Annotated in this window: 17 protein-coding genes and 1 tRNA gene; 10 read left to right on the forward strand and 8 right to left on the reverse strand. The window is 59.6% G+C overall.

What is annotated here, in order from left to right; translation table 11 throughout:
* Positions 1–363 (reverse strand): transposase (locus Q363_RS10675; protein WP_035349945.1); only part of this gene is annotated, 363 nt, incomplete at its 3' end.
* A 324-nt stretch (positions 364–687) separates the two neighbouring features.
* Here Q363_RS10675 and Q363_RS10685 point away from each other — a divergent pair.
* From Q363_RS10685 to Q363_RS10700, 4 genes are all read left to right on the forward strand, one after another.
* Positions 688–1,299: a TetR/AcrR family transcriptional regulator gene (locus tag Q363_RS10685; protein WP_245632155.1), complete on the forward strand. Its 612-nt coding sequence runs from the start codon at positions 688–690 to the stop codon at positions 1,297–1,299.
* Positions 1,300–2,150: 851 nt separating this feature from the next.
* Positions 2,151–2,558, forward strand: a complete 408-nt coding sequence (locus Q363_RS10690; protein ID WP_035349948.1) for an SRPBCC family protein — start codon at positions 2,151–2,153, stop codon at positions 2,556–2,558.
* A gap of 55 nt (positions 2,559–2,613) precedes the next feature.
* Entirely contained in the window at positions 2,614–4,026 is a 1,413-nt protein-coding gene (locus tag Q363_RS10695) for a non-oxidative hydroxyarylic acid decarboxylases subunit C (RefSeq protein WP_035349950.1), read from the forward strand.
* Positions 4,027–4,053: 27 nt separating this feature from the next.
* Positions 4,054–4,296 (forward strand): non-oxidative hydroxyarylic acid decarboxylases subunit D, encoded by a 243-nt coding sequence (locus Q363_RS10700; protein WP_051978641.1) that lies wholly within the window; start codon positions 4,054–4,056, stop codon positions 4,294–4,296.
* Positions 4,297–4,470: 174 nt separating this feature from the next.
* Here the strand turns inward: Q363_RS10700 and Q363_RS10705 are convergent, their stop codons facing one another.
* The 3 genes from Q363_RS10705 to Q363_RS10715 are packed head-to-tail and all read right to left on the reverse strand — an operon-like array spanning position 4,471 to position 7,856.
* Positions 4,471–5,601, reverse strand: a complete 1,131-nt coding sequence (locus Q363_RS10705) for a muconate cycloisomerase family protein (RefSeq protein ID WP_035349952.1) — start codon at positions 5,599–5,601, stop codon at positions 4,471–4,473.
* Positions 5,602–5,634: 33 nt separating this feature from the next.
* On the reverse strand, positions 5,635–6,219 hold the full coding sequence (locus Q363_RS10710) for a UbiX family flavin prenyltransferase (protein WP_035349954.1): 585 nt from the start codon (positions 6,217–6,219) through the stop codon (positions 5,635–5,637).
* A 41-nt stretch (positions 6,220–6,260) separates the two neighbouring features.
* Positions 6,261–7,856, reverse strand: a complete 1,596-nt coding sequence (locus Q363_RS10715) for a UbiD family decarboxylase (RefSeq protein ID WP_169746962.1) — start codon at positions 7,854–7,856, stop codon at positions 6,261–6,263.
* Positions 7,857–8,302: 446 nt separating this feature from the next.
* On the opposite strand from Q363_RS10715, the gene Q363_RS10725 reads away from it, so the two are divergent.
* The gene (locus tag Q363_RS10725) at positions 8,303–8,944 is read left to right on the forward strand and encodes a TetR/AcrR family transcriptional regulator (RefSeq protein WP_035349958.1); all 642 of its coding nucleotides are present in this window, start codon (positions 8,303–8,305) and stop codon (positions 8,942–8,944) included.
* Between the two features lie 512 nt (positions 8,945–9,456).
* Here the strand turns inward: Q363_RS10725 and Q363_RS10730 are convergent.
* Positions 9,457–9,531 (reverse strand) — tRNA-Phe (locus tag Q363_RS10730).
* A 214-nt stretch (positions 9,532–9,745) separates the two neighbouring features.
* On the opposite strand from Q363_RS10730, the gene Q363_RS10735 reads away from it, so the two are divergent.
* From Q363_RS10735 to glgP, 5 genes are all read left to right on the forward strand, one after another.
* Entirely contained in the window at positions 9,746–11,395 is a 1,650-nt protein-coding gene (locus Q363_RS10735) for an adenosine deaminase family protein (RefSeq protein WP_084080234.1), read from the forward strand.
* A 384-nt stretch (positions 11,396–11,779) separates the two neighbouring features.
* Positions 11,780–12,085 (forward strand): hypothetical protein, encoded by a 306-nt coding sequence (locus Q363_RS10740; protein WP_035349960.1) that lies wholly within the window; start codon positions 11,780–11,782, stop codon positions 12,083–12,085.
* Between the two features lie 231 nt (positions 12,086–12,316).
* The gene (locus tag Q363_RS10745; protein WP_035349962.1) at positions 12,317–12,616 is read left to right on the forward strand and encodes a hypothetical protein; all 300 of its coding nucleotides are present in this window, start codon (positions 12,317–12,319) and stop codon (positions 12,614–12,616) included.
* 181 nt (positions 12,617–12,797) lie between these two features.
* Positions 12,798–14,177 (forward strand): pyridoxal phosphate-dependent decarboxylase family protein, encoded by a 1,380-nt coding sequence (locus Q363_RS10750; protein ID WP_035349964.1) that lies wholly within the window; start codon positions 12,798–12,800, stop codon positions 14,175–14,177.
* A gap of 348 nt (positions 14,178–14,525) precedes the next feature.
* Entirely contained in the window at positions 14,526–16,298 is a 1,773-nt protein-coding gene (glgP, locus tag Q363_RS10755; RefSeq protein WP_035349966.1) for an alpha-glucan family phosphorylase, read from the forward strand.
* A 530-nt stretch (positions 16,299–16,828) separates the two neighbouring features.
* On the opposite strand, the gene Q363_RS10760 is transcribed toward glgP, so the two are convergent.
* From Q363_RS10760 to Q363_RS10770, 3 genes are read right to left on the reverse strand one after another with little or no spacing between them, the layout of a single operon-like run.
* Positions 16,829–20,119, reverse strand: coding sequence for an efflux RND transporter permease subunit (locus tag Q363_RS10760; protein WP_035350112.1), 3,291 nt, complete (start codon positions 20,117–20,119; stop codon positions 16,829–16,831).
* Positions 20,120–20,175: 56 nt separating this feature from the next.
* Entirely contained in the window at positions 20,176–23,361 is a 3,186-nt protein-coding gene (locus Q363_RS10765; RefSeq protein WP_035349968.1) for a multidrug efflux RND transporter permease subunit, read from the reverse strand.
* Entirely contained in the window at positions 23,358–24,848 is a 1,491-nt protein-coding gene (locus Q363_RS10770; protein WP_051978643.1) for an efflux RND transporter periplasmic adaptor subunit, read from the reverse strand. Before Q363_RS10770 ends, Q363_RS10765 begins: the two co-directional genes overlap by 4 nt.
* Positions 24,849–24,907 lie beyond the last annotated feature (59 nt).

The raw sequence follows: 24,907 nt of genomic DNA on the forward strand, positions 1-24,907 counted from the left end.
CGCACCCGACTCCGGCGTGGACTGCAGCGTCCGGCTGTCCACCACCATCGCCGTGGGCTGTGGCTTGCGCTCGGCAAACTCACGCAACAGAGAGCGCAGGTCTTCCACCATGATCTCGAAGCATCCGGCACCGATCCAGCGCCGCGTCTGCTGGTACACCACCGGCCACGGCGGAAGATCGTTCGGTATCATCCGCCAGTGCGCCCCAGTCTTCACCAGCCAGCGCAGAGCGTTGAACACCGCTCGCAAACTGTGCGACCGCTGCGCAGCGTCCTCCCGACACAACGCCAGATAGGGCGCTACAAACGCCCGCTCCTCATCGCTCACATCGCTCGGATAACCAACCTGACCCTTATTCCCCATACAAACTATGCTGCACGATGACAACAACACAATCACCGCCTTCCTACAGATGGGAATTAAAGTTATTAACAGTCTCTAGTGTTCTTCCGGTGTACTCGATCCCTTTTTGATTGACGTAGACGAGCCTCCCGTCTGGTGCGGCCTTGAACAGAACCGCAGGGAGATTCTCGGCGAGGAGATTCAGTTGCAGCTCACTCTCCCTGAGGGCGGTTTTCTTTGGTTCGAAATCCAATGAGTTCAAGGTAGCTCCAGGAAGCGAGAACACCCTCGGCTCTATGCGTATAAAATACGAGGATGACCTCGACTTTGTCAAATTCTGTCCGGGTGAAGCCGAAGCAGGAGCGCGCAACACGGCGGCTTGCGAATTTTCTGGATGCTGCAGCGGAACTCTTCGCAGAGATCGGCTATGAAGCTGCAACGATGACTGCTATCGCCGAGCGTAGCGGTTCCGGGATTGGCACGCTTTATCACTATTTCCCAGACAAGCAATCCATGGCCCTCGCTCTTCTGAACCAATATGCAAAGAAGATCGAGGCGCATTGGAAGCCCTTGACGGAACAGACAGAGACCCTGTCCCACACCGCGTTTGCAGAGACGTTCCTGGAACGCATCACTGAATTCCTACGGGAACGCCCCGCCTATCTGAAGTTGCTCACCGCGCCGATCCGGTTTTCCCGTGACCCAGGTGCACGCAGGGCTTTACGCGTCGCAATTGCGAATGCCTTTCGAGCAAAGGCCCCATCGCTCACCAATGAGAAAGCTATGTTGGCCGCAAACATCACGCTCCAGATAGTCAAAGGCATGACAACGCTCTATGCGGAAGCAGGCCCAGGAGAGAAACCTCTGATCATCACAGAGTATAAGAAGGCACTGACGCTGTATCTGGGAAGCGTTTTGTCCGAGGACGAGCGGCCTCCAAAAGAGAGACAACGGTAAGGCAGCGTTCTGGGCGAATCCACGTACCATCACAAGCGTGAGGAGAAGGGCCAAAACTATGGTATGGATGCTCATTTAGCACCGTAATCAAAGCGGTGAAAGACAAAGCAGTGTCGCGAAACGGATGCTTCGATGGATTTGCCAACGCGGCCGATTTGGAAGCACCCTCTCCACTCAAGTCTTTAGTTTGGCGAGCAATGAGTTCAATTCGCACAGGGATGAAGATGGCTGAGGGCAGCCTGCGGTTCAGCGTCTTTTTTCATTGGGTCTGGACGTACCTCAGCGCAAACCGTGGTTGGTCATTGAACAGCGCGAGAATAGCTGACGAAGGTTTCACAACGGCAGTTGAGGAAGCAATCTATGCGGTTCATATGACGCTACTGAGATCCGAACTCGCTATCTTTCATGCCTCTGGGTCTTGTGGCAGTGGTTGCATCCGCTCAGAATTTTCCGCAGCGAAATGCCCTTAGCAATTTCGTGGTCCGCATAGCTGTTTACTTCGGTTGTCTTGAACCGCTCTTAACCGCAAGTCTCCGCTATCAACTCATCATGCTTTACATAAACATGTAATAGATCAAGGGTGCCCAGTGGCATATTGTCTTATTCATAAAGTCGAGGGTGTCCTCGATTATGGAGCTACGCTGAACTCATTAGATCTCGGACGGAAGGACACCGACCTCGCATCCAACGGGCGACCGGAACCGTCGATCACCTGGCGGTCCGTATCCTCGATCAGTTTGGGCTCGATCACTCCGCTGCCCGTCGTTGGGAAGGAATGAAAGCCGGTAATGTCACCAATCACGAATTCGCAGAGGTAAAGTAGCGCCACTTTTCGAACAAAGGAGAATGTTATGACAACACTTCGACATGCAATCAGAGTTGGGGCTTCTCGTGACGCAGCCTACCACGCATTCACTGACATCGCCGGATTAGCCGGCTGGCAGCTGGGCCGCGTCCAGGGTGAGGTCCGTGTCGGCAAGACGCTCACCATAGAACGACACCCCGGTCTGCACTTCGGCTGGCGGACGGTTGAGCTCGATCCCGGCCATAAGATCGTACAGACCTGCGTCGAAGGTCCTGGTTCGTCCGCCGGAAAGACCTTGACCATCACCTTCTCTAATGAAACCGATAGCAAAACCCTTGTCGAACTGAGCGATGCAGGATGGCATAACAATGACCCGCATCTGCCGCTCTGCAACACCTATTGGGGCGAAGCGCTGACGCGGTTGCGTTCGTATCTGGAAACCGGCAAACGCTAAGCGAAACGAACAATGCAATCAGCAAACCCATTTTCACTGTGGAGGTAAGTCTAACGTGGCCTACAAAGATCTTCGAAGTTTTCTGAAACTCCTCGCCGAGAACAATCAGCTTTTGCGAATCAGCGAGCCAGTCTTACCTGAACCGGATATTGGAGCAGCCGCATCGGCTGCTAACAAGGGTCTCGGAGAGACCGCACCGGCATTGATTTTCGACAATATCAAGGGATACGGGAAGGCGCAGCTTGCCATTAACGTGCATGGCTCGTGGCCCAATATGGCTCTCATGATGGGCCTGCCGAAAGATACGCCGCCCAAGGCGCAGTTCCATGAGTTCTGCCGCCGTTATCAGAACTTTTCCAAAGGGGTTGTCGAGGAGCGGAAGACGGCACCGTGGCAGGAAGTTCAAATCACGGAAAACATCAATCTTTATGAGTTAATGCCGCATTTCAGGCTCAATCCTGGCGACGGCGGCCTCTATATCAACAAAGCCTCGGTCGTATCGCGTCATCCAGATCATCCCGATGAGCGGAATGTCGGCATGTATCGGTTGCAGGTGAAAGGCCCGAACCGGTTGAGTGCACAGTTTGTGCCTGAGCACGATATCGCGCTCCATTTTCAGGCTGCAGAACGCGAGAACAAGCCACTCCCCATCGTGATCGCCGTGGGCAACGATCCAGTACTTAGCATCGTCGCATCCATGCCTCTGCTGTACGGTCAGTATGAGTTTCAGATGGCGAGTGCCCTGCACGAGGAGCCTTATCCAGTGGTAACGCTCGAAAATGGCCTCCAGGCTCCTTGGGGTGCCGAGTATATCCTCGAAGGCCATGTCACTCCTGGAGTCCGCGAACCTGACGGTCCCTACGGTGAATTTACGGGTCACCTGTCCGGGCTGCGAAACATGGTATCGGTCGAAATCACCAAAGTCTGGCATCGCAAGGACCCGATCTATGAATATACGTCGATCGGCATGCCTTGGACCGAGATCGACTACATGTTCCTCAATACCTGCCCGCCGCTTTATGTGCAGCTCAAGGAGAAATTTCCGGAGATACAAGCGGTCAATGCCCTCTATACGCATGGCCTTATCGTCATCGTTTCTACGAAGACACGGGTTGGTGGCTTCGGCAAGGCGGTCGGCATGTCCGTCCTGACAACGCCCCATGGTTTGGGTTATGCAAAGGTCGTCATTGTCGTCGATGACTTCGTCGATCCATTCAACCTGCCTCAAGTTATGTGGGCGATATCGACCAAGGTCAATCCGAAATACGACACAGTCGTCATACCGGACCTATCGGTTTTGGCTCTTGATCCGGGTTCGGAGCCTCCTGGGATCACCCACAAGATGATCATCGATGCCACGACCCCGGCGCCGCCTGAAAAGCATGGCGAATACTCTATGCAGGTCTTGGATCCGCTGGAAGCAAAGGACTGGTTGCCAAAGCTGCAGGCTTTGATGAAGCACGCCTGATGTTAGCAAAGACTGAGAGGAATCATAATGACAGATAAAAGCACTCTGATTTGCCCACGATGTGAGTCTATCTCGACAGGGGTTCGATTCGAGTCTCCTGTTGCAGGCGTATGGACGCTCTACGGCTGTGACGACTGCCTGTTTACCTGGCGGTCGACTGAGCCGAAGACGATTACTGACCCGAAGCAGTACCCCACACGCTTCAAGGTGAAGCTCGAAAAACTCAAAGACATTCCCGTGATGCCGGCCATCGCCCACCCGGATCGCTGAGTGGAAGGGGTCCGCACCAATACGGTCAGCCTGCGTGCGGAAAAGGCACATCGCAGACGAATAGGCCCCCGAGGTTCCTATTCCGAGCAAAACACGGACAGGGATCAGCGTGCCCATTGCGGGGAGCAGATCACTGCGGCAGGAGAGAGGATTGCCAAGGCACATCGTCACTGTTCACATGGCGCGGCGGTACCGGCCCCCATCTCGCCGATAAAAAGCAAGTTTGTCGGGATCAATGGTCATGCCGAAGCCAGGACCGGACGGGACGACAAGGTGGAAATCCTGGTAGACAAGCTGCTCAACTGTGAGGCTATCGCTGAACAATTCCGGTGCGAAGAGCTGGCAACCCCAATCGAGCCGCGAGACCGTGGAGAAGAGCTGCGCTGACGCGGCGGTTCCAATACTGCTCTCGAGCATGGTGCCACCGAACAGCGACAGCCCGGCGGCCTCCGCAATTGTAGCCACCTTGCGGGTGCGCAGTAGACCACCATGCTTGACGAGTTTGAGGGAAAATGCACCGGCGGCGCGATTGCGCGCAAAAGCCATTGCACTGTCTATGGTGTCCACTGCCTCGTCGGCCATGATCGGCACGGCGAAGCGCTCGCTTAGCCGCCGCATCCCTTCGATATCCGCGCGAGGCAGTGGCTGTTCGATAACGGCGATACCAGCGTCCTGCAACCGTTCAATCGCCCAAACTGCCGTGGTCTCATTCCAACTCTGATTGATGTCGACGTGTACGCGCGCCCGGTCGCCCAGCGCCTGCTTCACTGCGGCAGCCCGGGCAACGTCATCGTGCGGGTCGCCCTTGCCGATCTTAACGAGGAACAGTTTGTAGAGCCCTGCAGCCATTTTCTCCTCAGCCTCCGCGATATCCTTCGCTGCATCTCCGGTTCCCAACACCCATAGCGTAGGGATTCGTTCACGCACGGCGCCCCCGAAAAGTGTAGCGGCGGAAACGCCGAAGCTGCGGGCTGTCAGATCGACGCAGGCCATCTCGACTACGCCCTTCGCATAGGCGTTATCCTTCACTATTTTGTCCATTGTTAGCAGGATGGCCTCCAACGCTGGCGGATTCTGGCCGATGACGGACGGACTCAGATAATCGTCGATCAACGATTTGATGCCTTCGACGGTCTCTGCCCCGTAATGTGGGATAACAGGGGCTTCGCCGATCCCTTCATTTCCATTCTCGTCGCGAATCCTGGTCAGGACTCTTCCTTGGCTGTTGATGGTCGCCATTGCCAGGTGATGCGGGCGGCGAGTGGGAAGATCAACAATGATCGTCTCGATTGAAGCAATACGCATGTCCAGACCCTTTCCATTGCAGTTTTCGTTAAATCAATGCGTTGCCATGGCCTCTGATTCGCGAAGGCCATGCCACCGAACAGCCTGTGGCGTTTCGAGTCCGAACTGATCGAGAACGCGCGCGACAATGTGGTCTACCATCTCATCCAGGTTCCTGGGGCGGTTATAGAAAGAAGGAACCGGCGGGATCATCACTGCGCCCATTCGACTCAGCGCCAACATGTTCTCAAGATGAATATCGTTGAGTGGGCTTTCGCGAGGAAGAAGAACCAGCTTGCGTCGTTCTTTCAGCACTACGTCTGCCGCACGTCCGATCAGGTCGGCAGCATATCCACTACGAATCGCTGCAAGCGACTTCATGCTGCACGGAGCAATGATCATGCCATCTGTCTTGAACGATCCGCTCGAAATAGACGCAGCAAGATTGCTATTGGAGTGAACCTCAGTGGCCAACGCCTCTACCTCTGGTGCAGTAAACTCCGTCTCGTGCTGTATGGTTACCCTCGCCCACTTGCTTAAGATGACTTCAGTATTGACGCCCAGCTCGCGAAGCGCTTGAAGTATGCGGATCCCAAAGATCGCGCCTGTCGCACCGGTAATGCCTACTACGACTCTCATATTTGCCCTCACGTTCATTGGGGAATTAATTTCTGACCGTGTCAGATACACATATCACCCGGAAATCCATAGAGGGTTGTCCAGCCGGCGAGCACCTTGCGTTTGAGCTCCTCTGGATAAAGCGTCGCGAAATCGGCGCGAACAGGCACCTGGTCAGCAGCCCAATCGTCACGAGGAAGCCCGTTGAGCACGGCCTTTGTGGTGAACATGGCCGCTTTTTCGTTGCCCCGCATAAAGGCATTCAGAGGATTGGCGGACAGGGTGGGGAACATGATCTCACCGTCGCCAGGATGGACGCGTGTCACCATAGCCCATAGCACGTCGGCCGGATTACTCGGATCCACGTCGTCCAGTACGACGAAAATGCGCGGCACCACTTGCCCGCCTCGGAGTGAAAACACGTAATCGCCCAATGCACGCGCAAAATCGGCGGCGTTCGTGTGGGCGGTGCGCCGCTTCCAATTCCCCGACACAGTTACGACAAGTAGGTGGCATGCTGCCTCGAACGGGACAAAGCAGGCGGTCACCGGCCAGCCATTCTTGCGCAACTCGGCCAGCACGGTTGCCGCGATGCCGATGCCCCAGCAGGTGTGATTCTCCTCCGGCGGGTATCCGGCCGCGACAATTGGCAGAATGGGATCGTCCCGGTATGTCATCGCCGAAACGCGATACAACGGCCGCAATTTACGCGAGCTTGGTACGATGTAGCCTGGGTACTCGGCCATCGGACCTTCCGCATCCATCTCGTCGAGGGTGAGATGGCCCTCAATGACGATCTCAGACGATGCCGGAACGTCCAGGTCGACGGTTTCGCAGCGAACAACCTCGATCGGCTCACCCACGTAACCACCGATCACTGGCCCCTCAGAGATGCCGTCACGCAGCGGCATCCCAGCGAAGAACGGCACCACTGGATCCTGGCCGAGTGAGAGCGCGAAGGGCATGGGCTTGCCAATCGCCTTCCACATGGCGTGCACGCGGCCGACATGTTTCTGCGGCGAGACGATGCCAACCATCGTGTTGCGGTCTCGTAGCATGATCCGAGCGATCGACCAGTTGGTCCAAGCGCCGTCTGGCGAACGTGCGACGATCGTTCCCCAAGTGTTGATGTAGCGCCCGCCATCGCCGTCATGGATGAGCGGCGTCGGCAGACGCATCAGGTCCACTGCGTCGCCTGTGAATACATTTCGCTTGCAGGGTGCGTCCTCGACGACGCGAGGCGGGATAGGCGGATTGTCTTCAGCGCGGGACAGCGCTTCCACGATCTCAAGCGCTGTTGCTCCCGGCGGCAGCCCGACCGAAACGGCGATGCGGGCGAAGCGTTGGCCCGGACGAGCACTAAGACCTGCGGGAGCGCCCAACACGCGAAACCCGGGTTCGGCACCCTTGACGCGGCCGAACAGAGGAGCGGCCGCGCCGGTCTCGTAGCAGCGGCGGGTCACCGCGCCAATTTCAAGATTCCAGTCGACCTCGTGTGCGATCTCCTGGAGTTCGCCGAGATCACGCAGAGCGTCGAGGTATTGTCGCAGGCTGGAGAGATGACGGGAGGAACGGAATCCCTGCAAAGGCGGGACGGCTACGTTCGTAGCAACAGGATTCTGTTCGATAGGGCACATAGGTAATTTCTCAGCGGTCATTTTGAACCTCTCTGTTGGGCAGCGCTGGCGACCATGTCGGTTATTTTTTCCATCCACTGCTGAGTTCCAGCCAGGCATGATCGGCCTCTGTTTTGGGCTCTATGCTCCACTCGATCGTCGCTTGAAAGCAGCTTCAGCAATATCCGGTGAACAATCGTGCCGCCGGCTCCTGTGTACGCTAGTGTGATGTTGTGTTTGTCCGGCATACAGTTTCTCCTAGGGGCTGAGGTTATTGTTGGTCTAGCTGCCGGTATCGGTAAGGAGTGGTTGGTGCCAATCACGAGTTAAGAACCGAGGACATCCTCGACTTTATGAAGTAAAAGATATGTCGCTTGGCACCCTTGATCCATTACATATTTATGTCAAGCATGATGTTGAGCTGAAGCGGAGATTTGCGGCTCCAGAAAGCGACGGCACCCTCGAACTGATTAGCATAAAATGCGAGGATGCCTTCGACTGTCCCAAATTCTGTCCGAGTGGAGCCGCAGCAGGAGCGGGCAACACGGCGGCTTGCTAATTTTCTGGATGTTGCAGAGGTGCTCTTCGCAGAGATCGGCTATGAGGCCACAACGATGACTGCTATCGCCGAGCGTAGCGGTTCCGGGATTGGCACGCTTTATCACTATTTCCCAGACAAGCAATCCATGGCCTTCGCTCTTTTGAACCAATACACACAGAAGGTCGAGGCTTATTGGAAGCCTTTGATAGGACAGGCGGAGACACTGTCTCACACCGTATTTACGGAGACGTTTCTCGAACGCGTCGTCGAATTTCTAAGGGAACGTCCCGCCTATCTGCAGTTACTGGCCGCGCCGATCCGGTTTTCTCGTGATCCGGCTGCGCGCAGGGCTTTGCGCGTTGCTATCGCGAACGCATTTAGAGCGAAGGACCCATCGCTCACCAGCGACAAGGCTATGTTGGCCGCAAACATCACTCTCCAGATGGTCAAAGGCATGACAACGCTCTACGCGGAAGCAGGTCCGAGGGACAAGCCTCTGATCATCGCAGAATATAAGAAGGCCCTGACGCTGTACCTGGGGAGCGTTTTGTCCGAGGACGAGCGGTCTTCAAAAGAGAGGCGACGGTAAGGCGGGCCGTTTCTCGACACCGCACTGTGACCGTTGAGATGCTTGCGGTTGGGGGGGAACTCGGAAGTTGGCACATGGACGTAAAGTCGCCTTTGCGGACAAGTGACCCTCCCAGGAAGCCGACTGCTATTCATTTTTGGCGAATTTACTTCACTGTTAGCGATACGGGCTCGCACCCCATGAGTCTGGGTTGACCTGCTGCTGCGCTTTTGAAAATGTCCGTTACTGCGGAGCAGACAGACGACGCTCTCTTCTCCACCTCGTTTGAAGCGTCAATGAATAAAGAGAGCGATCTTGGAATAGGCTGGCGTCGATCGTTCTTATATATGCACATCTATCACATTCCCATAGGCTTGGAAGGGCGCCTTTATCGGCAAGGGCAGCGCACGACCAATACACGACCATTCCCGAAAAGCGTCATGTTATTCATAACAGGTTATTTAGCCAAAACGCGCGAAAGCCTCCCGTCAGGGGTGGCTCATCTTTGTGCTTCGTAAATCATTGATTCTAAATGGTGGCCAGAGACGGGATCGAACCGCCGACGCCGGCCTTTTCAGGGCCGCGCTCTACCACTGAGCTATCTGGCCTTGGCACTCAAGCAAAACGCCACATCGGGGATCGCCAAGAACACCCGGGCGTACGTCTGTTGCATCTGCCTTTTCAGGGGAGCTCGCCACCGGGCAGGGAGCCCGCGGCTCAAACGCAAATCAAGTATAGCAACTCGAAGCCGTTCTCTCCAAACTCGCCTTCACGTTATCCTTGCACCAACGACACCTCTTATCTAATTCAAAGGACGCTTTCATGCCCCGTCCCGCCCAGCGCCTCGCGGTTGCGCTCCTCCTCTGCCTCGTCTCCTTCGCCCAGTCCCAGACCGCGGCAAAGCCTTCTCGCCTATTCCCGACCCCGCAGGAACAGCGCGCCATCCAAGCCTTCGAAGCCGCAAAGAAGAACCCGCTCGAGCTCACCGCCTTCCTCGTCAACATGCCCAAAGGCGGCGACCTCCACATGCACCTCTCCGGCGCCGTCTACGCCGAGACATTCATTCGCCAGGCCGTCGCCGACGAGCTTTGCTACAGCCCCGCAACTCGCAGTCTCTTCAAGCCCTCTTCCGCCGCCAGCAGCCTTCCTCCGCAGCAGATCTGCGGAGAAGGGAATCGCCGCGCCGAAGACGCCCTCAAAGACCAGAAGCTCTACGACGCTCTCGTCGACAACTTCTCCATGCGCAGCTTCGTCTCCTCGGCCGGCGTCAGCGGACACGACCAGTTTTTCGCCACCTTCTCCCGCTTCGGTTCCATCAAGCAGCGCCATGTCTATGAGTGGCTCGACGAGGTCGCCACGCGCGCCGCCGCGCAGAACGAGCAGTACCTCGAGATCATGCAGACGCCCGACTTCTCCGCCGCGGCGAAACTTGGTTACTCCATCCCCTGGCCCTCCACGCCCGCCGACCCCGCGATGAACCGCACCGGCGATGCGACAGGTACTACACACGCCGACCTCGCAAAGCTCCGCGACCAGCTCCTCGCCGGCGGACTCCGCGACATCGCCGCCGCCAATCTCCAGGAGCTGTCCGACGCGCTCGACGGGCGCAATCGTATCGAAAATTGCGGCACGCCCGCCGCCACACGCGCCTGCTCCGTCAAGATCCGCTTCCTCTACCAGGTCCTCCGCGGCTTCCCGCCCCAGCAGGTCTTCGCGCAGACGCTCCTCGGCTTCGAGGTCGTGCAGGCGGAGCTCGACTCCGGTCAACCCCGCATCGTCGGCCTCAACTTCGTCATGCCCGAGGACAGCTATCTCTCCATGTCCGAGTACCACCGTCAGATGCTCATGCTCGATTACCTGCACAGCATCTACCCGCGTGTGCACATCTCGCTTCACGCCGGCGAACTCGCCCCCGGCCTCGTCCCGCCCGACGGCCTCCGCTTCCACATCCGCGAGGCCATCGACCTCGGCCATGCTGAGCGCATCGGCCACGGCGTCGACATCATGTACGAGAACGAGCCCCAGGCCCTACTCAAGGAGATGGCCTCGCGCCACATCATGACCGAGATCAACCTCACCTCCAACGACGTCATCCTCGGCGTCGAAAAGCAGTGGCATCCGCTGCCCGTCTACCGCGCCGCCGGCGTTCCCGTCGCGCTCTCCACCGACGACGAAGGCGTCTCGCGCATCAACATTACTCACGAGTACACCCGTGCCGCACTCGACTTCTCACTCTCCTACCTCGACCTCAAGCGCATGGCCCGCACCTCGCTCGAGCACAGCTTCCTCCCCGGAGCTAGCCTCTGGTCCCAACCCGACGTCTTCACCGCTGTGAATCCCGCCTGCGCCGCACAACCCCTCGGCTCTGAAAACCCCACACCCAAGTGCCTCGCCTTCTTCCGTTCCAGCGAAAAGGCTGCGGAACAGTGGCAGCTCGAACACCGTTACCAGTTGTTCGAATCCAGCAAGTAAACGTCCTCTCACGAATGACTCCGGAGCGCTCCTGAGTATCTCGGCGATGCATTCGGGTGACGATCGCCTCAGACCTTGTTTCGTGAGGATCTGAAGGATTCGCTATTTTTTTTTACCATCTCCGGAAGAGTAAGAATCCAAATGTGATGGATAGCGGCCCTGTGATCATTGGGCCCAGGCCCGTTGCCAATCATGGGACACGCCGTCTATATTCCACTGCGCCATCAATTGTCACGAAACGGTTCGATGGTAACGGGCCCTCCTCATAACGTAAGCAACCGTTTCCTAAACCCTGGTCCAAAATTCGCTCCCATTAATGGACTTGAGCAGAACAACGTTCGAGTCTGGATACAGAGGCGCCAGGCCTAAAAAAGGAGTATTGACATGAATCTGACACCAGAACAACGTGAGCAAGTCGCTAACGAAGTGAAGAGATTCGCAGCGGATTTGCAACTCACCTCTGATCAGAAAGAAAAACTGCAAACTGCTTTTCAGGATGCTCGTGGAAAGCTGGGCGATTACATGAAGGAACATCCAGGCGTCACAAAGGCCGATATCGTCAAGCAAGTGGCCGGCCAGCGTGATCAGATTCGCCAGCGTGTCGTGAACTTCCTCAACCCAGAGCAACTGAAGAAGTGGGACTCCGAGATCATCAAAGCCAAGGAATTCCTCGGACAGCCCATGGCATAAGTAAACTCCTCAAACAGCTCGGTGGCGGCCAACCTTAATCGCCACCGAGCCACCACACTCTCGGCGACACTCCAAGCCCGATACGATCCCAGACCATTCCTCCCGCCACACCAAGGAAGCCTGAACCTTGCCCTCGCTGCCGCGAAAAAACGCTATCGGGGCTGACGGTAACTCCTCGTTGCATTTAGCATCCTCATCAGGCATGCCATACGCAGCAAAGGCCTCGGGACAATGACTAAAAACATCCTCTTCACCATCCTGCAGTTCTTTCTCTTCTTCATCATCTTCGCCGTCGGCAGCCTCCTGCATCCCTTCAATCTGCACTGGGCCACCACCACCACCGCGCGGGCCACGCACTTTTTCGTCCCCGATGGACTCCTCCTCGCCATCGGCGTCTTTCTCGCCATCCTCGTCCTGCAGGCCCTCCGCAAGCGGCTCTGCGACTCAACATGGACTATCGCTGCCTTCCTGCTCGCCATCGGTGCCGGCTACGCCATCAAGCTCGGCTTCGTCACCAAAGACATCTTCTAGACCACGGCATTCGAGCCGAAGAGAAACTCAAAGCTAGCCGCGAGCTATAAAAGAAAGTGTCATCCTGAGCGAAGCCTCTCGCAGTCTTATCGCGAGAGCCGAAGTCGAAGGATCTGCGTTCCCTTCGACCGGATCGACCATCACGAAACAGGCACCCTCACGGAACCCCATCACGGAACCAATGAACGACTCCTCCAGCAATCTCTTCGCCCTCCTCAGCCGCGCCCAGCACCAGCTTGACCAGGGCTTCGCCGATCTTCCTCCCGCCCCCTCCGAGCCTCTCGGCCCCGATGCCGCCGCCATCCTCCGCGACGCCGCCACGCGTCTCCACGACAACTACCCCTACGCTCACCCTCTCTACGCCGGCCAGATGCTCAAGCCGCCGCATCCCATCGCACGCGCCGCCTACGCCCTCGCCATGTCCGTCAACCCCAACAACCACGCCCTTGACGGCGGACGCGCCAGCTCCGCCATGGAGGTCGAAGCCGTGGCCGCTCTCGCCAAAATGTTCCGTTGGCCCCAGCACCTCGGCCATCTTTCGAGCGGCGGAACCTTCGCCAACCTCGAAGCCCTCTGGGTCGCAAGCCAGCTCGCCCCCGGCAAAAAGATCGCCGCCTCCGACCAGGCCCACTACACTCACTCCCGAATCTCCTCCGTCCTTGGCCTCCCCTTCGTCTCTGTCCCGTCCGACGCCTCCGGCCGCATGGACCTCGCCGCCCTCGAGCAGCTCCTCCAGACCAACGAGATCGGCACCGTCGTCGTCACCCTCGGCACCACAGCCATCGGCTCCGTCGATCCCCTCGATCGAATCCTCGCCCTCCGCGACAAGTACCCCTTCCGCATCCACATCGACGCGGCCTACGGAGGCTACTTCACCCTCGCCTCCAACCTCGGCCCCGGAGCCCGCGCTGCCTTCGACGCCATCCCCCACGCCGACTCCATCGTCGTAGACCCCCACAAGCACGGCCTCCAGCCCTACGGCTGCGGAGCCGTCCTCTTCCGCGACCCCACCGTCGGCCGCTTCTACAAACACGACTCCCCCTACACCTACTTCTCCTCCAAGGAAATCCACCTCGGCGAGATCTCCCTCGAGTGCTCACGCGCCGGAGCCTCCGCCGTCGCCCTCTGGGCCACCCAGCGCCTTCTCCCCTACACCCCCAACGGCCAGTTCGCCCGCGGCCTCGAGCAATGCCGCGCCGCCGCCCTCGAATTCAACCGCCGCATCGCTGCCGATTCTGCAAGTTCAGCCCCGCGCTTCCTCGCCCCCATCGCCCCACCTGAGCTCGATATCGTCTTCTGCGCCGTCCGCTCCCCCAAACAAACCCCCGCGGCCTCCTCCGCCCTCGCCCAGCGCATCTTCGACGAGGCCGCCCGCCTCGACCTCCACCTCGCCCTCGCCAACCTGCCCCTCCGCTTCTTTCCCCCCGAAACCTTCCCCGGCCAGACCACCGGCACCGTAACCTGCCTCCGCTCAGTTCTCATGAAGCCCGAGCACCTCGCCTGGCTCGACCAGATCTGGCGCCGCCTCGACCAGGCCACCACAACCGCCCTCTCCAGCTAGCTCCCATTTCTTCGCCATTCTGACCCGTCTCCTCTCGCCGTCATTCTGAGCGGAGCGGAGAATCTCAGTAGTTCGCTCGCCCGCCACCAACGCCTTGCAAAATCAATCACTCTCCATCCCGCAATCTCGCCAAAAACCTGTCAATACCCCCACTGAACCACCCCAGATGACCCCTTCTTGCAGGTCCTCCCATACTCCCCTTTGATAAACTCACGCCAACGGGCCCAGAACACCGAGCGCACCATATCCAGTGCATTCGAGGTCTTGACTGCAACAGGGCGCCCACAGAAGCCGTCATAACAGTTGTAGGCAGTTTTTCGGGCCGGTTTTGAAAAGGAACACCACAGCATGAGTCTTCCCTCCGCTGCTCCCGCCACCCTCGATCTCACCCGCCGCAGCATCGCATACTTTTCGATGGAGATCGCGCTCTCCCCGGCACTCCCCACCTACTCCGGAGGTCTCGGCATGCTCGCCGGCGACACCCTCCGCTCCGCCGCCGACACCTCAGCCCCCATGGTCGCCATCTCCCTGGCGCATCGCCGCGGCTACTTCCGCCAGCAGCTCTCCGACCTAGGCCTGCAGTCCGAGGTCGACGTCCCCTGGTCGCCTGAGACCCTCCCCACCGCCGGCAAGACCATCGCCCTCACCATCCAGAACCGCCAGGTTCAGGTCCGCGCCTGGCGCTTCGACGTCACCGGAACCACCGGCCACATTGTTCCCGTCTTCCTCCTCGATACCGACATCGACGGCAACGACCCTTGGGACCGCAGGCTCACCGACCACCTCTACGGCGGCGACACCTACTATCGCCTCTGCCAGGAGGCCGTCCTCGGCCTCGGCGGAATCGCCCTCCTCCAGGCCCTCGGCGTCAAGCCCGAGGTCTATCACATGAACGAGGGCCACGCCGCGCTGCTCACCATCGGCCTCCTCGAAGAGCGCCTCGGCTCCCGCCGTCTCAGCGAAGCATCCGACGCTGACCGCGAGGCCGTGCGCAGGCAGTGCGTCTTCACCACCCACACCCCCGTCCCCGCCGGCCACGACCAGTTCGGCCTCGACCAGATGTATCAGGTCCTCGGCCACGATCGCGGATCCGCCGTCGACGCCTCAGGAGGCCTCCACAACGGCCTCATGAACATGACCTACCTCGCCCTCGCCCTCTCCCGCTACGTCAACGGAGTGGCCATGCAGCACGGCAAGGTCTCCCAGATCATGTTCCCCGAGTACAAGGTCCACTCCATCACCAACGGCGTCCACGCCGCCACCTGGCTCTCCGCCTCCTTCCAGGAGCTCCTCGATCAGGAGATCCCCGACTGGCGCACCGACAACAACTACTTCCGCTCCATCTACGGCGTCGACCCCGCGCGTATCGCCGCCTGCCACGCCAAGAACAAGCACCGCCTCTTCGCCTGGCTCGCCCGCCGCACCGGACACTACTTCAATCCCTCCGTCCTCACCCTCGGCTTCGCCCGCCGCGTCGCCACCTACAAGCGCGCCGGCCTCCTCCTGCAGGACCCCGACCGCCTCTGCGCCATCGCCGAAAAGATCGGCGGCCTCCAGATCCTCTTCGCCGGCAAGGCCCATCCCGCCGACAACGCCGGCAAAGCCCTCATTCGCGACGTCTACGCCGCCGCCGTCAAACTCAACTCCGAGTTCCTCAAGATCTACTACGTCGAAAACTACGACTGGGAACTGGGAGCCCTCCTCACCCAGGGCGTCGACGTCTGGGTCAACACCCCGCGCCGACCCTACGAGGCCTCCGGAACCTCCGGCATGAAGGCCGCCCTCAACGGCGTCCCCTCCCTCTCCATCCTCGACGGCTGGTGGATCGAGGGCTGCGCCGAGAACACCACCGGATGGGCCATTGAGGACGGCCGCTCCGAGGCCGACGAGGCCGCTCACCTCTACAACAAGCTCGAAAAGGCCGTCGCCCCCCTCTTCGCCAGCCCGCTCGCCTGGGCCCGCCTCCAGCGGCACTGCATCGGAATCAACGGCAGCTTCTTCAACACCCACCGCATGCTCTCGGAGTACATCCACAACGCCTACTTCCCCTACGAAAGCGTCCCAACCCCAATCACCCCCAGCGAAGTCCCAGGAGAAATCACCAAACCCGCCCTCGTCTAACATCGGCCTTTCCTCGTCATTTTCCTCGTCATTTTGAGCGAAGCGAAGAACCCCCGCATTTTGCTTTTGCCGTTGCCGTTGCCGTTGCTTTTGCCGTTGCAGTTGTTTTGCCGTTACCGTTGCTCTGCTTTTGCCGTTGCCTCTGGGGGAGGACTGGGCTTCAGGGAAAGAATCGCAGTAGTTCCAGCCGTTCGCAACGCCGCGAATGCAGGTGGCGTCAAGACCTGCCACTCCCCGGCACATTCTTACTCCGCGACAGCTGTCAAGCCCCCTAAGCTACGAATTCCACTCCAACCAACACAAAACAAATCACTAAAACCCCACCCCAAAGTTGCCGATTAATTTCCCTCGCCCCGCTATACTTAAAAAGCTGGAGAAATCAAAAGCCCCGGACGCCAAAAGCGCACGGGGCTTACTCTCTTAGAATCAATGTTTTTACCCATAAACCATCTCGATTCAATATTTTAGCCTGCGGAAAACACGCAAACTATTGAATCGAGATAATTTACAAAAACGAAGGGGGGAGGGGGTCAATCTCCCGTAACCGTCTGGGGCACCGCCCGCATCGGCTTCTTCCGCTCTGCCATCCGCGCGAACCTTCCCCGCAGACGGTCGAAGAAGAGGTAGACCACAGGAGTCGTAAACAGCGTCAGGCACTGCGAGACGATCAACCCGCCGACGATCGTGATGCCCAGCGGACGCCGCAGTTCGCTTCCCGTTCCAGTCCCCAGCGCCAGCGGCAGACCGCCCAGCAGCGCCGCCATCGTCGTCATCATGATCGGCCGGAAGCGCAGCAGGCAAGCCTGATAGATCGCCTCCACCGGAGTCTTGCCCTCCAGCCTCTCGGCCGCAAGCGCAAAGTCGATCATCATGATCGCGTTCTTCTTCACAATGCCGATCAGCAGAATGATGCCGATCATCGCGATCACGCTCAGATCCACCTTGAACAACAGCAGAGCCACAATCGCGCCCACGCCCGCCGAAGGCAGCGTCGAAAGAATCGTCAGCGGATGAATGAAGCTCTCATACAGCATCCCCAGCACGATGTAGACCGCAACCAGAGCCAGCAGAATCAGCACCGGCTCGCTCGAGAGCGAATCCTTGAACGCCTGCGCCGTTCCCGCAAAACCGCCGTGGATCGTCGAAGGCATCCCGATGTCCACACGAGCCTGCTCGATCGCCTCCGTCGCCTGGCTCAGCGACGCGCCTGGAGTCAGATTGAAGCTCAGCGTCGCCGCCGGCGACTGCGACTGGTGATTCACCGTCAGCGGAATCCGCTCCGTCTCGTAATGCGTGATCGCCGACAGCGGAATCATCGCGCCCGTCGTGCTCTTCACATAAATGTTCCTGAGAGCGTCCGGATCGCGCTGGTACTGCGGCGCAACCTCCATCACCACGTGATACTGGTTCAGCGGACGATAGGTCGTAGAAACCTGCCGCTGCCCGAACGCATCCGACAGCGTCGCATCAATCGCCAGCGGCGAAACGCCGAGCCGCGACGCCGTATCGCGATCGATCACCAGCTGCGCCTGCAACCCGTCGTCCTGCTGATCGGTTGCCACGTCCTTCAGCTCGGGAAGCTTCTGCATCGCGGCCATCAGCTTCGGTGCCCATTCATCCAGATCCTTCAGGCTGTCGGCCATCAGCGTGTACTGATACTGCGTCGCTGAGCTTCGTCCTCCGATGCGCAGCTCCTGGAACGCCTGCAGATACAGCGTCACGCCCGGAATCCCCGCTGTCTTCTGCCGCAATCGGCCGATGATCACCTCCGCCGTGTCGCCTCGCTTTATCCGCTCATCATCTGTCTTCAGCGAGACGAACATGTTCCCCATGTTGCTTCCGCCGCCGCCCGGACCGCCGCCGCCGACAAACGACATCACGTTCTGGACGCCCGGATCCTGCTGCACGATCTTGGCCAGCTGTTCCACCTTAGGCTTCATCGCGTCGAACGAGACATCCTGCTGGCCGCGAATCTGTCCCCCGATGCGACCTGTATCCTGCTGAGGAAAAAAGCCCTTCGGAACCAGAATGTACAGATAGACATTCAGCGCGAAGGTAAGAACGGTGATCAGCAGCACGAGTCCCTGATGCTGAAGCACCCACTTCAGTCCGCGTTCGTACTCTCCCGCCAGCCAGTCCTGAATGCGTCCGCCCAGGCGGTAAAAGCGGCCGTGCGTGCGCTTCTCATGGGGTTCCAGAAACTTCGCGCTCAACATCGGCGTCGTCGTCAGCGAGACGACCAGCGAGACCATGATGGCCACCGACAGCGTCACGGCAAACTCGCGGAAGAGCCGTCCCACGATTCCGCCCATCAACAAGATGGGGATGAAGACTGCGATGAGCGACGTGCTCATCGACAGCACCGTAAAGCCGATCTCGCGCGAGCCGTCCATCGCCGCCTGGAACGGCTTCTTGCCGCTCTCCAGATGCCGCGAGATGTTCTCGATCACCACGATCGCGTCGTCCACCACGAAGCCCGTCGAGATCGTCAGCGCCATCAGGCTGAGGTTATCCAGCGTATACCCCAGCAGGTACATAATCCCAAACGTTCCCAGGAGACTCAAGGGAACCGACACGCTTGGAATCAGCGTCGACCGCACCTCGCGCAGGAACAGGAAGACGACCATGATCACCAGCAGGATCGAGATGATCAGCGTCCTCGTCACGTCCTTCACCGAGGCGCGAATCGTCGTCGTCCGGTCGAGTGCAACGTGAAGCTGAATCGCAGGAGGAATCGCCGCCTGCAGATTCGGCAGCAGCCTCAGCACGTTGTCAACGGTCTCGATTACGTTCGCCGCCGACGTCTTGAAGACAATCACCAGGATCGCCGGCCTCCCATTGAAGAATCCGCCCGTATAGCTGTTCTCGACACCGTCGTAGACATCAGCAACATCCTGAATCCGCACGATGCCATGGGAAGCCGCAGCAGGACTCGCGCTCGACGATGGCTTCGTGCTGCCTGTGGATGTGTTGGTCGAGCTGCTTGAGCTACTGATCGCGCTCTGCAACGATGTCGGCAGCCCATTCGAAGCAGCCGCCGAGCTCACCGGCCCGCGATCCGTCGCGATGATCAGCGGAGCATACGCCGCGGCCCCGAAGAGCTGGTCCGTCGTGCTGATGCTCCATCGGTGCGTGTCGTTCTGCAGGTATCCCTTCGGCTGGTTCACGTTCACCGTACCGATGGCTCCACGCAGCGCCTCCAGTCCGAGGCCGTAGTTGAACAGCTGCGTCGGGTTCGCCTCGATGCGAACCGCAGGCTTGGCGCTGCCGCCGCAGAACGTTTGGCCGACGCCCTCCACCTGCGCGATCTTCTGCGCCAGGATACTGTCGCACGCGTCGTACATCTGCGGAACCGAAAGCGTTTGTGAAGTCAGCGCCAGGATCAGGATCGGCGAGTCCGCCGGATTGATCTTCCGGTAGCTGGGATTCTGCGGCAGGTTCGATGGCAGCTGACTGCGCGCGGCATTGATCGCCGCCTGCACATCCCGCGCCGCTCCATTGATGTCACGGCTCAGGTCAAATTGCATCGTGATCGATCCATTGCCCAGGCCCGAGGAGGATGTCATCTCGTTCACGCCCGCGATGCGGGCGAACTGCCGCTCCAGCGGCGTCACGATGGCCGAGGCCACCGTCTCCGGATCGGCGCCCGGCAGACCGGCTCCGACCGAGATCACTGGAAACTCGACCTGCGGCAGGCTCGCGACCGGAAGCAGCGTGTAAGCGACCACTCCGGCCAGAATGATGGCAATCGACAGCAGCGTCGTCGCTACAGGTCGCTTGATAAAGGGCGCGGAAAAGTGAACGCCCGCTGCCTTGGGCATCTTCGCGGCCTCTTTGCGAGCCTCGATCAGATCGTCGTTGCGCCTATGCTCTGCCATCAGTCCGCACTCACCGCATGCTCGTGCTCGTGGAACTCACGGGCAGCCTCGTCCGTGCGGAGATACTTCCGCCCGATTCGGTCGAAGAACAGGTAGACGACCGGCGTCGTATAGAGAGTAAGAATCTGCGAGACGATCAGGCCGCCAACAATCGAGATTCCCAGCGGACGCCGCAACTCGCTTCCGGTTCCGGTTCCCATCGCCAGCGGAAGACCTCCCAGAAGCGCCGCCATCGTCGTCATCATGATCGGACGGAAGCGCAGCAGACAGGCCTGATAGATCGCCTCCTCAGGCCGCATCTGGTGTTCGCGCTCCGCCTCCAGGGCAAAGTCGATCATCATGATCGCGTTCTTCTTCACGATGCCGATCAGCAGAATAATGCCGATCAGCGCAATGACGCTGAGGTTGATGTGGAACAGCAGCAGTGCCAGAATCGCGCCGACGCCTGCCGATGGAAGCGTCGAAAGAATCGTGATCGGGTGAATGTAGCTCTCGTACAACACGCCCAGCACGATGTAGACGACGATCACCGCGGCGAGAATCAGCAAAGGCTCGTTGCTCAGCGAGGCCTCAAACGCGCGCGCGGTGCCCTGGAACTCGCCGTTCACGCTCGGCGGCAGGTTCAGCTCTGCCTTGGCGCGGTTGACCGCAGCCACGGCATCGCCGATCGACTTGCCCGGCGCAAGATTGAACGAGATTGTTACGGCAGGGAACTGCCCCTGGTGATTGATGGCCAGCGAAGCCCGGCGCTCCTCGAAGTGTGTGAAGGTCGAGAGCGGAACCTGCGTGCCGTTCGAACTCTTCACGTAGATGTTGTCCAGAGCTGAAGGGTTCCGCTGGAACTTCGGCGCCACCTCGAGCACCACGTGATACTGGTTCAGCTGCGTGAAGATCGTCGAGACCTGCCGCTGGGCAAAGGCGTCGTTCAGCGTGTCGTCGATGTTCTGCGGCGTAATTCCCAGCCGTGAAGCTGTGTCGCGATCGATGACGAGATGCGCCTCCAGGCCCTCCAACTGCTGGTCGCTCGCCACGTCGGCCAGCTCGGGAAGCTGCTTCAGCTTCTCGACCATGCGATTCGTCGCATGCGCCAGCTCATCGGCGCTGGCATCCTCGAGCGAGTACTGATACTGCGTGCGGCTCACGCGATCTTCCACCGTCAGGTCCTGCAGCGGCTGCAGGAAGCACTGAATGCCTTCCACCTGCGCCAATCGGGGCCCGAGCCGTTGAATCACATCGGTTGCGGAGGTCGTCCGCACTTCGCGGTCGCGGAGGTTGATCTGAATGCGCCCGCTGTTCAGCGTCGAGTTCGTGCCATCGATGCCGATGAACGACGAGACGCTCTCCACGTCCGGATCTTCCAGGATGACGCGGGCCAGCTGCTGCTGCCGCGTGCTCATCGCCTGGAAGCTGATCGTCTGCGGAGCCTCAGTGATGCCCAGCAGCACGCCCGTATCCTGCACCGGGAAGAAGCCCTTCGGCACCACGATGTAAAGATAGATCGTCAGCACAAACGTCGCCAGCGTGACCAGCAGCGTCAGCGTCTGATGACGCAGCACCCACCGCACGCCAACCGCGTACTTCGCAATAACATAGTCGAAGAACTCTTCGCTCTTGCGATAGAAGGCGTTCTGCTGGCTCTCCGGCTTGTGCTTCAGCAGCTTGGCGCACATCATCGGCGTCAGCGTCAGCGAGACCACAGCCGACATCAGAATCGTGACCGAGAGCGTGACCGCGAACTCGCGGAAGAGACGACCCACGATATCGCCCATGAAGAGCAAGGGAATCAGCACGGCGATGAGCGAGACCGTCAGAGAGACAATGGTGAAGCCGATCTGCTCCGAGCCCTTGAGCGCAGCCTCGAGCGGTGAATCGCCCTCCTCCAGATAGCGCGAGATGTTCTCGATCATCACGATCGCGTCGTCAACCACGAAGCCGGTCGAGATGGTCAGTGCCATCAGGCTCAGGTTGTTGAGGCTGTAGCCCAGCAGGTACATCACCCCGAAGGTTCCGACGATCGACAGCGGAACGGCAATCGAGGGAATGACGGTAGCCGCGAGCGATCGCAGGAACAGGAAGATCACCATCACAACAAGCGCAATGGTGAGCATCAGCTCGAACTGAACGTCCTTCACCGAGGCCCGGATCGTATTGGTCCGATCCGTCAGCACCTCCAGCGTCACCGTCGCCGGCAACGACGAGCGAAGCTGCGGCAGCAGCTGCTGCACCTCGTCGACGACGCCGATGATGTTCGCTCCCGGCTGGCGCTGAATGTTGAGGATGACGGCGGGCTTCAGCTCCGGCCCGCGCGCCGGAATGACACTGCCCGTGGCGTCCTTGCTCTCCGGCCGCGCCGAGGTCCCCATCCACGCCGCCTGGTACAGGTTCTCCGCGCTGTCCACAGCGTTGGCCACGTCAGAGAGCCGTACCGGCGATCCATTGCGGTAGGCGATGATGACCTTGTTGTAGTCGGCGCTCGAGAGAAGTTGATCATTCGCGCCGATCGTATAAGCCTGGTGCGTGCCGTTCAGACTGCCCTTCGCCTGATCGACGTTGGCCGTGCCGAGAGCAGAGCGCAGATCCTCCATGCTCAGCCCGTAGTTCGCCATCGCCGTCGGGTTCGCCTGAACGCGGACCGCGGGCTTCTGGCCGCCGTTGATCGAAACCAGCCCAACGCCGGAGAGCTGCGAGATCTTCTGCGCCAGTACTGTGTCGGCCAGGTCTTCGACCTTTGCCAGCGGGAGCGAGTCGCTTGTCAGCGCCAGCGTTAGAATCGGCGCGTCGGCCGGGTTCACCTTGCTGTAGACCGGAGGATTCGGCAGGTCGTTCGGCAGATAGGTGTAGGCCGCGTTGATCGCCTGCTGCACGTCCTGCTGGGCAATGTCGATCGACTCAGACAGATCGAACTGCAGCGTGATGACGCTGCCGCCGCCCGAGCTCGTCGAGGTCATCTGGGTCAGTCCCGGAATCTGGCCGAACTGCCGCTCCAGAGGAGCGGTGACCGACGATGCCATCACCTCCGGGCTCGCGCCGGGATAGAACGTCATCACCTGGATCGTCGGGTAGTCGACCTGCGGAAGCGCCGAGACCGGAAGCTGCAGATAGGCGACCCATCCGGCAAGCAAAATGGCCACCATCAAAAGCGAGGTGGCCACCGGCCGAAGAATAAATGGCCTTGAGGGACTCATGGCTGCTGGCCTCCTGCGCGGCCCTGGCGGCCTGACTGTGCTCCCTGGCTCGGATTCGACTGGTTCTGCTGGGGTTGCGAGGCAGCGCCCACACCCGTATCAGCGCGGTTCGGATTCACAGCGCGCGGCCCGTTCGGGTTCGCCGCCTGCCGAGGAATCACGCGGCTGCCCTCCCGTAGCTTCTCCTGTCCATCCACCACAATCGGCTCGCCGGACTGCACGCCACCGGTCAGAATGATCTGCGACCCCTCCGTCAGGTCGACCTTGACCGGTCGCGCCTCAACGTAGAAGTGAGGCTGGTTCTGCGCGCCGGCGCCTGCCCCTGCTTCCGGCGCCGCTCCGGCACCTTTGCGTCCCGCCTTGCCTGCGTCAGCTGGGTTTGCACCCTTAAGGTCAGCGGGCGGATCTCCCGGCTTCACCACATAGACGAAGCTGCCTTGCGAGCCCGACAGCAGCGCCGCGGCCGGAATGACGATCGCATTCGGCCTCTGTTCGAGGATCAGGCGAACATTGACGAACTGATTCGGAAACAGCGCGCCATCCTTGTTGTCGAACACCGCCTTCACCTTCACGGTTCCCGTGGTGGGATCGATCTGGTTGTCCACGGTCAGCACGCTGCCGGTCGCCAAATGGTTGGCGCCCGAGCGGTCGTACGCCTCCACCATCAGCTTCCTGCCCTTGCGGATGAGATCAAGCACCTCGGGAAGATGGTCTTCCGGAAGCGTAAAGATCACGGAGATCGGCTCAAGCTGCGTGACCACCAGCAAGCCGTTCGTATCGGAGGCATGCACAATATTCCCCGGATCGACCTGCCGGAGCCCAACGACACCGTTGATCGGAGCGGTGATCTTCGTATAGTTCAGATTGACCATGGCGGCCTCGATCGCAGCCTGATCGGCCTTGATCGCTCCGCCGGACTGCCCCGCTGCGGACTGCTGGATCTGAGCATTCTCCTGCGAGACCACCCCCGTCTGAAAGAGAGCCTTATAGCGGTCCGCCTGGGCTTGATCGTTCGTGTGCTGCGCCTGGTCCCGGGCTAGCTGACCTTCCGCCTGTGCCAGCGCTGCCTGGTACGGTGCCGGATCGATCTCCGCCAGCAGCTGTCCCTGGCGCACATGCTCGCCTTCGCGAACGTTCACGCGGATCAGCTGGCCGTCCACCCGCGACTTGATCGTCACGGTGTTGTATGCAGTCACGGTGCCGAGCTGGGTCAGGTAGATCGGCATCGTCCTCTGCTGTACGAGAGCCGTCTGCACCGGAATCGGCCGGTCGAGCATTGCGGCCATCTTCTGGCCTTGCGCCGTCTGATCCTCCATGTTCTTGCGGATCTTCCACATGGCCGCTCCCACGACGCCGGCGACTATCAGGAGGACAAGCCACTTCCGAATACCCGATCCCGGCTTCTCGGGCTCGGGCAGGGGAAGTTGCGGCTCTCGGGCGGGCAGAGTCGTTCTTGGCTCTTGTTCGCTGATCGGGGCTGATGGCATTGGCGCGTTCACCGTGCTCTCAATAAAAATGTGATGAAACCATGGCTGAAGAAGTAATT

The organism is Edaphobacter aggregans DSM 19364 (genome assembly GCF_000745965.1).
Classification (GTDB): Bacteria; Acidobacteriota; Terriglobia; order Terriglobales; family Acidobacteriaceae; genus Edaphobacter; species Edaphobacter aggregans.

What these genes read in the sequence shown, in the direction of transcription:
- Q363_RS10765 (WP_035349968.1), bottom strand. Translation starts at nt 23,361, where the DNA reads ATGAGTCCCTCAAGGCCATTTATTCTTCGGCCGGTGGCCACCTCGCTT.
- Q363_RS10735 (WP_084080234.1), top strand. Translation starts at nt 9,746, where the DNA reads ATGCCCCGTCCCGCCCAGCGCCTCGCGGTTGCGCTCCTCCTCTGCCTC.
- Q363_RS10710 (WP_035349954.1), bottom strand. Translation starts at nt 6,219, where the DNA reads ATGAGAGTCGTAGTAGGCATTACCGGTGCGACAGGCGCGATCTTTGGG.
- Q363_RS10745 (WP_035349962.1), top strand. Translation starts at nt 12,317, where the DNA reads ATGACTAAAAACATCCTCTTCACCATCCTGCAGTTCTTTCTCTTCTTC.
- Q363_RS10750 (WP_035349964.1), top strand. Translation starts at nt 12,798, where the DNA reads ATGAACGACTCCTCCAGCAATCTCTTCGCCCTCCTCAGCCGCGCCCAG.
- Q363_RS10770 (WP_051978643.1), bottom strand. Translation starts at nt 24,848, where the DNA reads ATGCCATCAGCCCCGATCAGCGAACAAGAGCCAAGAACGACTCTGCCC.
- Q363_RS10740 (WP_035349960.1), top strand. Translation starts at nt 11,780, where the DNA reads ATGAATCTGACACCAGAACAACGTGAGCAAGTCGCTAACGAAGTGAAG.
- Q363_RS10700 (WP_051978641.1), top strand. Translation starts at nt 4,054, where the DNA reads ATGACAGATAAAAGCACTCTGATTTGCCCACGATGTGAGTCTATCTCG.
- Q363_RS10690 (WP_035349948.1), top strand. Translation starts at nt 2,151, where the DNA reads ATGACAACACTTCGACATGCAATCAGAGTTGGGGCTTCTCGTGACGCA.
- Q363_RS10760 (WP_035350112.1), bottom strand. Translation starts at nt 20,119, where the DNA reads ATGCCCAAGGCAGCGGGCGTTCACTTTTCCGCGCCCTTTATCAAGCGA.
- Q363_RS10715 (WP_169746962.1), bottom strand. Translation starts at nt 7,856, where the DNA reads ATGACCGCTGAGAAATTACCTATGTGCCCTATCGAACAGAATCCTGTT.
- Q363_RS10725 (WP_035349958.1), top strand. Translation starts at nt 8,303, where the DNA reads ATGCCTTCGACTGTCCCAAATTCTGTCCGAGTGGAGCCGCAGCAGGAG.
- Q363_RS10705 (WP_035349952.1), bottom strand. Translation starts at nt 5,601, where the DNA reads ATGCGTATTGCTTCAATCGAGACGATCATTGTTGATCTTCCCACTCGC.
- glgP (WP_035349966.1), top strand. Translation starts at nt 14,526, where the DNA reads ATGAGTCTTCCCTCCGCTGCTCCCGCCACCCTCGATCTCACCCGCCGC.